General features: G+C 63.2%; 10 protein-coding genes. 3 read left to right on the forward strand and 7 right to left on the reverse strand.

The window, feature by feature from the left end:
- Positions 1–22 precede the first annotated feature (22 nt).
- Both msrB and V1277_RS03590 read right to left on the reverse strand, forming a co-directional pair.
- Positions 23–523, reverse strand: coding sequence for a peptide-methionine (R)-S-oxide reductase MsrB (gene msrB / locus V1277_RS03585; RefSeq protein ID WP_334415023.1), 501 nt, complete (start codon positions 521–523; stop codon positions 23–25).
- A 63-nt stretch (positions 524–586) separates the two neighbouring features.
- Positions 587–2,062 (reverse strand): NAD(P)/FAD-dependent oxidoreductase, encoded by a 1,476-nt coding sequence (locus V1277_RS03590; protein ID WP_334415024.1) that lies wholly within the window; start codon positions 2,060–2,062, stop codon positions 587–589.
- A 94-nt stretch (positions 2,063–2,156) separates the two neighbouring features.
- On the opposite strand from V1277_RS03590, the gene V1277_RS03595 reads away from it, so the two are divergent.
- On the forward strand, positions 2,157–2,711 hold the full coding sequence (locus tag V1277_RS03595; RefSeq protein WP_334415025.1) for a SixA phosphatase family protein: 555 nt from the start codon (positions 2,157–2,159) through the stop codon (positions 2,709–2,711).
- A gap of 157 nt (positions 2,712–2,868) precedes the next feature.
- Entirely contained in the window at positions 2,869–3,294 is a 426-nt protein-coding gene (locus tag V1277_RS03600) for a universal stress protein (protein WP_057843980.1), read from the forward strand.
- Positions 3,295–3,617: 323 nt separating this feature from the next.
- Here the strand turns inward: V1277_RS03600 and V1277_RS03605 are convergent, their stop codons facing one another.
- The 4 genes from V1277_RS03605 to V1277_RS03620 form a co-directional block, all read right to left on the reverse strand.
- Positions 3,618–4,856, reverse strand: coding sequence for a Bcr/CflA family efflux MFS transporter (locus V1277_RS03605; protein ID WP_334415026.1), 1,239 nt, complete (start codon positions 4,854–4,856; stop codon positions 3,618–3,620).
- 229 nt (positions 4,857–5,085) lie between these two features.
- Positions 5,086–6,252 carry a helix-turn-helix transcriptional regulator gene (locus V1277_RS03610; RefSeq protein WP_334415027.1) on the reverse strand — a complete coding sequence of 389 codons (1,167 nt, stop codon included), beginning with the start codon at positions 6,250–6,252 and terminating at the stop codon, positions 5,086–5,088.
- Positions 6,253–6,464: 212 nt separating this feature from the next.
- The gene (locus tag V1277_RS03615) at positions 6,465–9,071 is read right to left on the reverse strand and encodes an autotransporter family protein (RefSeq protein ID WP_334415028.1); all 2,607 of its coding nucleotides are present in this window, start codon (positions 9,069–9,071) and stop codon (positions 6,465–6,467) included.
- A 262-nt stretch (positions 9,072–9,333) separates the two neighbouring features.
- Positions 9,334–9,570, reverse strand: a complete 237-nt coding sequence (locus V1277_RS03620; protein WP_334415029.1) for a DUF1127 domain-containing protein — start codon at positions 9,568–9,570, stop codon at positions 9,334–9,336.
- Positions 9,571–9,749: 179 nt separating this feature from the next.
- Between V1277_RS03620 and V1277_RS03625 the strand changes: the two genes are divergently transcribed.
- Positions 9,750–11,090 (forward strand): aminotransferase-like domain-containing protein, encoded by a 1,341-nt coding sequence (locus V1277_RS03625; protein WP_334415030.1) that lies wholly within the window; start codon positions 9,750–9,752, stop codon positions 11,088–11,090.
- A 2-nt stretch (positions 11,091–11,092) separates the two neighbouring features.
- On the opposite strand, the gene V1277_RS03630 is transcribed toward V1277_RS03625, so the two are convergent.
- The gene (locus V1277_RS03630) at positions 11,093–11,701 is read right to left on the reverse strand and encodes a YdcF family protein (RefSeq protein ID WP_334415031.1); all 609 of its coding nucleotides are present in this window, start codon (positions 11,699–11,701) and stop codon (positions 11,093–11,095) included.
- Positions 11,702–11,733: the final 32 nt, after the last annotated feature.

Below are 11,733 nucleotides of genomic sequence, written 5' to 3' on the forward strand. Positions count from 1 at the left end.
AACAATTGCCGAGCCGTGGCCGCTATGATGCCGACGGCCCCGCCGGGTGGAACACCAGCCCAAACCCATCGATGCAATAGCGCAAGCCGGTCGGTTTTGGCCCGTCATCGAAGACGTGACCGAGATGGCCGCCGCAGCGGCGGCAATGCACTTCGGTGCGCAGAATGCCGTAGGTGCGGTCCTCGGTCTTGCCCAGGGCGTTGTCGAGCGGCTGCCAGAAGCTCGGCCAGCCGGTGCCGCTGTCATATTTGGTCTCCGAGGAGAACAGCGGCAGATCGCAACCGGCGCAGGCGAAGATGCCCTTGCGTTTTTCCTTCAGGAGCGGGCTCGAGCCCGGCCGCTCGGTGCCGTGCTTGCGCAGGATTTCATACTGCTGCGGCGTGAGCTGGGCGCGCCATTCGGCGTCGGTCTTTTCCACCTCGAATTTCCCGGCGGCCTGCGCCGGCGTGGTGCGCAGCCAGCGGAAAGCGGCCAAGCCAAACAGGCCGGCTACGGATGCGAGCAGGATACGGCGGTCGAACATGGAATTCTCCGTGCGAGGCGGGCCTAACGGTTCGCCATCAAGTACGGCCCGGAAGCGCCGAAGTTACACCGATCCGTCCCGGACTTTCTCACTTTCCTGCGAGGGAGCGACCGGCATCCCGCCGTCCCGGGCCTCTGCCGGCCGTGGACGCACGGGGCGCGGCGCGACCGGCGGACGGCGCGGCGGCCTGGTTCCGGCCTGCCGGTTGGCCTCCGCCAACCGCGCCTCGCGCACCCGTTCCCGGGCGCGGGCGCCTTCGCGGTAACGGGCCAGTGCACCCGCCGCCGCGGAATGGCCCCGCCCCCACAGGCCGATCAAATGGCCGGCTACGCGGCCGGTGGCGCCGCCCGCCCAGACCAGTTCGAATGGCGAGAACAGTTTCCAGCGGTCCTCACCCCACAGGATGCTGCGCGCGATGACCTGGCCGGCCATCGCCGAAGTGTTCAGGCCGTGGCGTCCGAAGCCGCTGGCAACCCACAGCCCTTTGCGCAACTGGCCGATCTGCGGCATGCCGTGCACGGTCACCCCGACCGCGCCGCCGAACACGTCTGATATCGGGACTTTGCCGAGCGCTGGGAAGATGGTGGCAATGCGGCGCTGAACGAGGGGGGCAAAGCGGCGCGGCCGCGCCTCCCAGGTGGTTTCCGGGCTCGCCCACATCAGCCGGTCGCCGTCGACGATTCGGAAATGGTCGATGCCGTCGCTGTCGGCCACCGAGCCCCTGAAGGCGATCACCTCGCCGAGCCGTTCGCCGAGCGGCTCCGTCACCGCGGCATAGCGCCAGACCGGCAGCAGCGTCTCCGACAAGCGCCGTAACGGGGCGCCGAGATGAACGTTGCCGGCCAGCACGATATGAGAGGCGCGCAGCCGCGCCGACGGCGTCACGATGCGCTTGCGAATGCCCGACGGATCGATGCTGACGACCGGGGTATCTTCGAAAATGCGCGCGCCCGCCCGCCTTGCCTGCGCGGCAAGGCCATGGATGTATTTGCGGCCGTCGATCTGGAACGCGCGCGGATAATAGATGCCGTGGAAATAGCGTGCCGTCCCGAGCTGATCGCGAACGCGATCGACCTGCCATCCCTCGACTTCGGTCTCGAAATCCTCGCTCAGCGTCTGCAGCCGGCTGATCAGCGTCTCGCCGGCATCGACGTTGGAGACCTCCAGCGCGCCTTCAGTGAGCGCAATTCCCGGCATCGCCTCTTCGGTTGCGGCGGCGCGAACGTAATCGGCGCCCTCCTTCGACAGCGCCCACAATTCGCGCGCGTCTTCGATGCCCACGCGCTCGATCAGGTCACCGATCGGAAGACTGTAGCCCGGCATGACCGTACCGAGTTGATGGCCGGACGCGTTCCAGCCGACATGCCGGCCTTCGAGTACGGCCACGCTGGCGCCGCGGCGCGCGGCCTCCAGCGCTACCGTAAGACCGGCAAGTCCGGCTCCCACCACGCAAATGTCGACATCCAGGTCGAACGAAAGACGCGAGCGAAAAGGGCCGTCGTCGGGGCTGTTGGTCGCACTTGAGAAAGTCTCGGGCATGGCGTTTCTTACGGCCGGCTGCAGCGCTTGTCACCTCGTCCCAGACATGAGCTTGTAGATTAGTCCAGACTAAGACCGAATCGAGATCGCGCCAATGCGCCGTTTGATGCTGCTGCGTCACGCCAAGACCGAACACGACGCGCCTTCGGGCCATGACCACGACCGCCGACTCGACGAGCGCGGCCGGCGGGATGCCGTCGCTATCGGAACCTGGATCGGCCGGCATCCGCCTTTTCCCGACGCCGTTCTGGTTTCGACCGCGGTGCGGGCGCGGCAGACCTGGGAAATCGCACGCGATGCGATAATGGATGCAGTGCGGGAACGGCCGCCGAAGCCGCAGGTCGAGCTGCTCGACGAACTCTACGGCGCTGAGCCGACGCAGCTCCTGCGGATCATCCGCATGGCCGAGGCCACCGACCCCGCGCGCCTGATGCTGATCGGCCACAATCCCGGCATGCATGAGCTGGCGCTGATGCTCGCCGGCAGCGGCGACGCGGCGGCGAAGAAGGCGCTTGAGGACAATCTGCCGACCGCGGGACTGGCGATCCTCGACTTTGCCACCGAGGACTGGAGCGAGGTGGCGTTCCGCCGCGGCAAGCTCGTGCGCTTCACCAGCCCGAAATTGCTGAAGCAGGCGCTGGACGATTGAGGCGCGCGGACATCCAGGCTCTCCCGTGCTAAGCTCGCCACGATGCAGTTTTCGAGCGAATTAAGAACAAGTTCGCATAAAAGAAAGCGCGTCAAAACAAAGGGCTGGAGTCGGGTTCTGACAAATCAGAACCGGATGGCTGCAGCGGGAGGCTCCGATGTTCAAGTCGATTCTCGTGCCGATCGATCTGGCTGATACCGATCTGGCCAAGCCCGCGATCGCGACCGCCGCGACGCTGTCGCAAACCTGGAGCGGCTCGGTACGATTGCTCAATGTGTTGCCGATGACGCCGGTGATGCTGGCGGAATACGTGCCGGCCGATTTTGACGCCCAGCAGCGCGCGACCTCGGAGGAAGCGCTCGCGATCGTGGCGCAGGAATCCGGCATCGAGGCGCCGCGCATTTCCACCGCAGTGCGGAAAGGCGGCATCTATCACGAGATCCTTGAAGAGGCGGCGGCGGTCAAGGCCGACCTGATCGTGATGACCTCGCACCGGCCGGCGATGCGGACCTATTTTCTCGGCTCCAATGCCGGCCATGTGGTGCGCTATGCCAAGTGCTCGGTGCTGGTGGTCCGCCATTAGAGCCTTCTCCGTTCCGATGGAATCGGAACGGAGCTCTAGATTTTTGATTTGACGCGTTTTCTCGACGCGAACCGGTTTCCACTTCGCTGGAAAACGCACTCTAAAGCGGGATGGGTTGGAGTCGAATCGAGTCACCGTTGGCGAAGCGCTAACGATTTCGTGTCCCGGACGCAGTGCAGATACTCTTCGGCGGTACACCGCAGGGTCCAGACACAAAAACGCGAAAACAACCCCATGCAAAGTAGAATGGGGCCCCCGGCTCGCACTCACCCCGCTTGCGTCACTGCTTAGTCGTGCCGCGCAACCGCATTCGACTTCGTTCGCTATAATTGAAGGTGCGATTGTTTCAGTTGCCCCTCCCACCCGTGCAGGACCAGCGCGACAAGAGATGTCAGGGCCAGCACGGCTCCAAGCCCGATGGCCGGGTCGCTGGAGAGAATCGCTGCGAGCGACACGCCGCATGCCGCCCCCGCCATCTGCGAGAAGCCGAACAAGGCTGCCGCGAGGCCGGCCCTGTCGCCAAATGGCGATAGCGCGGCCGCGCTTGACAGCGGGCTCGCGATTCCCATCCCGAACAGAAAGAGCGAAGCGGTGGCGAGAAACGGCAACAGCGCGTCGTTCCCGGTCAGCACCACGGCAAGCAGCAAGAGAGCTCCGATGGCCGCCAATGCCAACCCAGCCAACGTCGCAAGACGGGAACCGAACCGCGCCGATAGTCTTGGCGCCAGCATGCCGGCACCGAACACCAGAACGACAACGCTGGCAAACAGCGAGCCGATCGTGATCGGCGACAAGCCGAAACCTTCGAGAAGCACGCGCGGCGCGCCCGAGAAGACAGCGAACACGCCGGCCATCAGAAGGCTTGCGGTTCTGGCAGGCGCAGCAAACCGCGCGTCTCGGATCAGGCCGAGATAGCAACTGGCAACCTTGAGCGGATGCAGCGAATTCTCGGCGGCTGCCTTGGTTTCGCCGACGAAGACAACATACGCCGCTCCGGCGCAGATGGCGAAAACCGCGACAAAAGCAAATTCATAGCGCCAGCCGAAAAGTTGATCGAGCGCACTGGCGACAAGGGGCGAGAATCCCGGCGCAGCCGCGGTGGCGATCGTGATCGACGCCATGACCTTTCCGAGCGCCTGGCCGTCGAACAGATCCCGCGCGATAGCGCGCGACAGCACGGCGACCGCACATGCTCCGGCAGCTTGTATCGATCGGCCGATCAGCAGACCCAACAGATCGCCTGCGAGGGCGCACCATATCGTTCCCTGCACGAAAATGCAGAGCCCGATCAGGATCGGCATTTGTCGTCCCAACCGGTCCGACACCGGGCCGACGATCAATTGTCCCACGGCAAAGATCGCCAGAAAAACCGTTATGCTCGAAGTGACGGCAGCGCTGGAGACACGCAGATCGGCCGCGATTGCCGGCAGCGAGGGTAGAAAGATGTTGATTGCCAGGCCTCCCGTCGCCGCGAACGCGCAAATCACCGCTCTGCGGGCTGTCGCTGTTCGCTGCCTGGGTTCTGTTGCCGACGCCTTGCTCGGAATGGCTTCAATGCTCATTGCTTGCGTTCCCGAGCTTGATGAAACGCAGAAGGATCGAATATCTGATCGCCTGCGTTGCCACAGCGCTTCCGTCCGGGCGCTTGCGATCCTGAACAATTGCCGTTCGGCTGTCGTCCTACGAATACGGGAGGAATTGTTGATTCGTCAGCATCGCGGCGTTACGCATGCCCGTTAGCGCGACAACCCAGATCGAAGAGGCGATGTAGCGTGACGATCCCGGTCGCGCTCAGTCAGCCAGCGGTGTCGCATATCCCGCTACAAGCTTGACGAGATCGGCCTGCCGCGCGGTGCCCGTCTTTTCGAACAGGCGGCTGACATGCGTCCTGATCGTGGTGTCGGCAACGCCGAATGCGATCGCGACTTCCGGAATACCGCCGACTTCGACGATCGCCAGCAACACGCGAAGTTCGGTCGGCGTCAGCTTGAACGCGCTGCCGATGGCCTGAGGCGCGGACGAGACCGCCAGGGTCGCCTTGCGTACGAACAAAGCCGCGGCAGCGGTATAGACAACACCGGCGCGGCGGCGCGCGCCCGAGGTCAGCGGCAGTGCATGGGCGACATAGCGCTCGCCATCGCTTCCGATCAGAGGAACGGCGATCCCCTTGTTGCCGAGCGCCGCATCGCCCTGCCCTGCAGCCGCAAAGACGTCTCGCAAGGCGCGGTCGACCTGCGCATCATTGGCTGCCAGCCGCCCGCCCACCGAGCTCAGAATGTCGCTGGTGCCAAGAATGGCGTCGCCGGCGGCATTGGCGTGAATGAGGCGCCCTGCCGCATCGACGAGATACATGCCCGCACCAAGCCCATCGAGCGTATCGACGAACGTCGCCACTTCCGCCGCCTTGAACTCAAACAGCCGCCCGATCAACACGGCGCGCCTGATATGCGGAGCGATCAGCCTCATCTGCCGGCGCGCGTAGTCGTCGACCATGCCGTTTCGCTTGTGGCGGAACACTCCGAAGATGGCTGAGCTGATCACCGTCCTGTCGAGGACCGCGCTCAGGAAATCAACCAGGCCCTGAGGCTCGGCCCATTGTCGATAAAAGTCGGTCTGAGCATAGTCTGCGAAAGGCATCAGGTCAGTGGTGGCAATCGGCACTTCGAGGTCGCCGAGAAAGTGCCCCTCCGCAGCCGAATAGATCTGTCGAAAGAGGGCAACGGGCAAGGGCCGCTCAAAGCCGACGCTGTGCGGTATCGCGGCGTGCGGGACTCCGACGTCCTTGCAGAAAAGTCCGGCGCCGGAGCCGCCGACAAAAAGGGCGGCCCTTTCGAGGGTGCGCTGCCAAAGCGATGGATCAATGGCGGCATCATAAACGATGCCAACCAGGTCACTGAGCTGTTGCTGATTATGGAAAGCGCCTTCGGAGACCGACCGCAGATGTGACACTGTGTTCATTTCCGAAACGCTTCCCGGTGCAGGGGTCATGATGCGCGCTTGCGTACTTGCGATGATCCGGGCTCATCGTCGCCTCAAATTATATTGATCTGGTCGCCGGGAATAACAGCCATCCTCCGATTGGAGGATGGCTGTTCGGGCACAGGCCAATCGCGGCGCCGCGGCGCATCATCAAGATCACGCCTTGCCGGTGCGAGGCGTCCTGCGCCCCGTCAGAATGCGACGCGAATGCCGCCCCTGGCGGTGCCGATGCGGCTCTGGTCGGACAGTGCAACGCCTTCCACGGCGCCGAACACAGCGACGTTCTTGGCGGTATGGTAGTCGAAGCCAGCACCGAACACCGCGCCCACCGTACTGCCCTTGCCTGGTGTCGCGAAGGAAAGCCCCTGCCCGATCAGCACCGTGTTGACGGTGGTGTCGCCGACGCGTTGCTGCGCGATCACGCCGCCGTGGACGCTGGTCTTCAGGGTGTGGTCGCCGCCGAAGAAGTTCGTCGTCTTCGACACTTCGAGCTGGCCGCGCTCCTCGAAATTCTGCAGGGTGCGGTGGCCGACTGTCAGCCCCTGGGCCGAACCCGTCTCGGAATAGCCATCGAAGAAGCCGGCGACATAGCGCACGCGCGCGGTGGGCGTCAGCACATAGCCGTTGCCGATCTGATAGCGCATGCCGTAGGCCAGTTCCGGACTGATGAACCAGCCGTCATACGTCCCCTTGGCCGTCTCCGCAGCACCGTTGTTCAGCACCAGCCGATCCGACTTGTTGGTCGAGCTGCCGCCCTGCACGGTGAAGTCGAAGAACTGCGAGGCCCATTCGAAGCGGCTGTAGCCGCCGGCGAACAAATAATCCGTATCGACGCGCTGCGAGCCGAGATCGACCGACAGCCGTCCCGAGCCGCCGCCGATGAAGGCGCCGACCAGCCAGTCCGGCCGTATCTTGCGGTCGATGCCCAGGGCGCTGCTCCAGGCGGTGTTGGTGGCGCGCAAGGTGGCCGCCGTTTCGTCCTGGGTGCGCTGACCACCGAAACTATTGGCCCACACCGTGATCGGTGCCGCAGTGCTCCAGCCTGACGCGCTGGGAGCCTTGGTGAAACGCCCGGTAGTGCCGCCGTCCAGCGCGTAAGCCATCGCCATCATTGAACCGTTCGCCGAGGGCGGCACGCCATTGAGACGGCCCTGCACCAGCGACGACACGCCGCCGGTGAAATCCATCAGCGCGCGATCGGCCAGCGCCAGCGCGGTCGGATCGAGGGTTGCGAGCGTCGTCCCGACTGTGACCGCCGGATTGCTGTTATTGCCGCCGGAGAAGCTGGTGTTGAGGACGCCGGTGAAATTGATGAAGGTCGGCAGCGCCACTGACGTCAGCGACGACACCCTGGTATTGGGCGCGCTGGCGATCACATTGATGACGTCGTTGCCAAGACCCATGTCGACGACGCCGACGATGCGCGAACCGCTCCTCAATGTCAGCGTATCGGCGGCGGAGGTCAGCTTGATGGCGGTGCCACCGGTGCCGGCGATGGTGCCGGAATTGTCAATGGTGCTGCCCTTGACAGTGCCGATGGCTTCGATGCCAACGTCGCCTGAAATGGTTCCTGCGTTGCTTATCGTGAAGCTGGCTGCACGGATGCCGATACCGGTCGCTCCGGTCGCTGTGATTTGACCAGTGCTGGCGTTAGTTACACCGACGGCGATACCAACAATCCCCCTCCCTACTCCAACAACGTTGCCGGAATTGATCACCTCTTCAGGGTTGCCGCTAACGCCCGCTTCGCCCGAAATTGTGCCCGAATTGTTGATGGTGCCGCCCTGAAAAAATGCCACGGCCTGGCCACCTGAGGAAATCGTGCCAGCGTTGATTATGGTGCCATTGACGGCATTGATACCAATCAGACCAGCGGATATGTCGCCCGTCGCGGAATTATTTACCGTAGCGTTGCTGGTGGCATTGATGCCGACGCTGTTCGCAGCCGTCGCCGAGATACTGCCAGCGTTGTTCAACGTGACCGTGACGCCGCTGATGCCGAACAATCCGCCCGAGATAGTACCGGCAACACTATTGGTTACGTTGGCCTCGGTCGCCGACGAAATTCCAAACCCGTTAGCGGCTGATCCGGAAATGGCCCCGGAATTGGTGACGTTCAGTGCTTTGAGGCTCTCTATTCCATTTGTACCGCCTGTGATGGTTCCGGTATTGAACATCTCGGCGAACGGTTCTGAGAGGGTCGCACCGATGTTGACGCCGCGCACCCCTCCGAAGATCGTACCGGCGTTAGATACCTTTGTTTCATCGACGATATTCACACCGTCAATTCCGCCGCTGATGCCGCCACCGGAGGCATTGGTGACTTCGCCGTTCTGCATGCGAACGCCGTTGCTTACGCCAGAGATATTTCCCGAGTTGTTGATAACCCCCGTGCCATTGAAATTAACGGCTGAGCTTCCTGCACCAGTTGCGGAGATCGTACCGGAATTGTTCACTGTACCCCGAACCAGGCCAAAGATGCCGTCGCCGCTGAGACCTGCAATGCTCCCGGAGTTGTTGACCGTCCCCTCTGTATTGAACCGCAGGCCTATTGCCGTTCCGGTCACCGAAGCGCCGACAAGAATATTATATGTGTTGCCCTTATCGCTATTGCTGCCGTAGCCAGTGGTGCCATTCGCATCGGTCGTCGTACCCGAACAGGTGACGGTGACGTTGTTGACCGGCGATGCCGGATCGCACGCTGCCTCGGCGCGGTCCACCGGCGCGGCCAGTGCAATCAATGGCGCGAGCCCGATTGCCTGTCGCAGCATAGAATGGCGTTGGGCCAACAAAGTCATTTCCATCTCCAGATTCACTCGATTCCGTTGCGTTGATCGTTGACGTACCGATCGCGCACGAAGTCGGCGTCCTACGAACCTAGGAGACGGCCACGGGTCTTCATTCTATTCTGGGTAGTGGGATATTTTAGCCACGCAGGCGCTTCGGATTGAACGCCGCCCGGCAGGCGTCGCGCACCTCAACAGAACGGCGTTCGACGCAATTCGGCCCGATCGATTGACCAGGCCGTTGGCATTGCAGATCGATGAAGTCGAACGCGTCTTACATTATCCGCCCGTACATCGGATCAATGCTGCCGCGCACGGCCGCTTCAATTTGGCTGCGCTCGACCCCGATGTCGCGGAGTGCGCGATCATCCAGCTCACTTAGTGTTTTGATGGCCTCGCGGTGCGCAAAATGAGTAACGATGCCGTTCACCCAGCGTCCAAGCAGGCCGAAAAATCCGACCGGGCCCTTCCGGGAAGCAGGCTGACCTGCCGTCTGGGATATCGTCGTCATCGTCTTTCTCCTCGCTTGCGAGCGGCAAAGCGCTGCCGCCGGCGCAAACGCCGTCCAAGCGCTTGCACCTATTGAGCTCTGATTGCTTGCACCCCTCTCAGTGCAATCACGGGCTTGATGGGTTCAAAATGATCCGATACATTTCTCGGTGCAAGGAAAACATTGCTCTCGGTGCAATAATGTCGAAGTTCGAGTATTTGAAGCTTGCCGATACCGTCGCCGCCGAGATCGCCAACGGCGCGCTCAAGCCCGGCGATCGCCTGCCGCCGCAGCGCAGCTTCGCCTATCAGCGCAAGATCGCGGTCTCGACCGCGAGCCGCGTCTATACCGAGCTGTTGCGCCGCGGCCTGGTGGTCGGCGAAGTCGGACGCGGCACGTTCGTTTCGGGCGAGATGCGCCGCGGCATCGCCATGCCGGCCGAACCGCGCGGCGCGCGCATCGATCTGGAAGTCAATTATCCAATATTGCCGACGCAATCGGCGATGATCGCAAGAAGCCTTGCAGGGCTGGAACGCCCCGAGGTGCTCGATCTCGCGTTGCGGCACTCGACCACGGCAGGCACTCTTGCCGCACGGACCATTTCCGCCGAGTTTCTCTCCCGCGAGGACTGGTCTCCTGCCCCCGACCAACTCGTCTTCACCGCGAACGGGCGGCAATGCATCGCCGCGGCGCTAGCGGCGGTGGTGCCGAGCGGCGGCCGCTGCGGCGTCGAGGCGCTGACTTATCCGTTCATCAAGGACATCGCCGTCAGGCTTGGCGTGACGCTGGTGCCGCTTGCGATGGATGAGTACGGTGTTCGCCCGGACGCGGTGCAGAAGGCTCACCGCGAAGCTCATTTGTCGGCGCTGTACGTTCAGCCGACGATTCAAAATCCGCTCGGCATGACCATGCCAGCGGCGCGCCGGGCCGATTTGCTGCGCGTAGTCGAGAAGCTCGGCCTCACCGTCATCGAGGATACGGTCTACGGCTTTCTTGACGAAGAAACCCCGATGGCCGCGCTCGCGCCGGATAGCTGCATCACGCTCGACAGCCTGTCGAAGAAGGTGGCGCCCGGCCTTGCCCTCGGCTTCATCGTTTCGCCGCCGCGGCTGCGCGAACGCGTGATGTCCGCGGTTCGATCGGGTGGATGGACGGCTTCGGGATTTGCGTTCGCCGCCGGACAACGATTGATGGCGGACGGCACGGTTGCCGAGCTGTCACGCCTGAAACGCATCGATGCGGCACGGCGCCAGCAGATGGCGGCCAAATACCTCGCCGGATTCGACGTTCAGGCCAACGTCAAATCCTACCATCTCTGGCTGACCTTGCCCCAGCACTGGCGCTCGCAGACATTCGTCGCGGCCGCGGCCCGGCGCGACATCGCGTTGACGCCTTCGACTACCTTCGCCGTAAGTCCAGGCCACGCCCCCAACGCCGTCCGCCTGGCGCTCGGCGCCCCCAGCACCGAACAGCTCGATCTGGCGCTGCGCACGTTGTCGGGAATGCTGACTGCGAAAGAAGACGTCGATACGACCGAGTAGAACTATCGGTCGCCTGCCCGGCTTGCCGGCCACTCCGCGATAAAGCCCCTCGCCTTGTACGGCTCGATCTTGTCCCATTCGTGGAGCATGCGGCTGCTGAATTCGACGTCGGTGTGCCAGAGCGCCCGCGGCGTCTTGAAACTGTCGACCATGACCAGCATCTTCTCCACTTCCGGCCAGTGCCGGTGCAGCGTCATCGGATAGCGGCGCGCGGTCCAGGTATTGCCGAGGCAGATCACGCTTCGGATGTTGGCAAGGCCGAGCGCAGCGTCGATAACCGGCAGCGAAAGGATCACGTTTTCGCCGGTGTTCATCGCGCGGTCCTCTCTCAGGATGATGTCGGCCGGAACGCCCCGCGCGATCATGGCGCCTGCAATGACCTCGCATTCCGACAGATCCGATCCCGGCGTCACGCCGCCGCTCACGATCGCCCAGCGAAAATATCCGTCGCGCCAAAGCCTGCAGGCTTCATCGACGCGCTCCTCGACATCCTCGCGCGTTCCGAATACGAACAGCAGATCGGCCGGCCGTAACGGCGTCTCGATCAGATGCCGCGTGTTGATCGCGGCAATTTCGGCCTCGGTTGGCGATCGCCTGTTTCGACCTGTCACGGCAGTTCGTCTGATAGCGAAAACGGTCCGAT

The sequence above is a fragment of the Bradyrhizobium sp. AZCC 1588 genome (genome assembly GCF_036924735.1).
Lineage (GTDB): Bacteria > Pseudomonadota > Alphaproteobacteria > Rhizobiales > Xanthobacteraceae > Bradyrhizobium.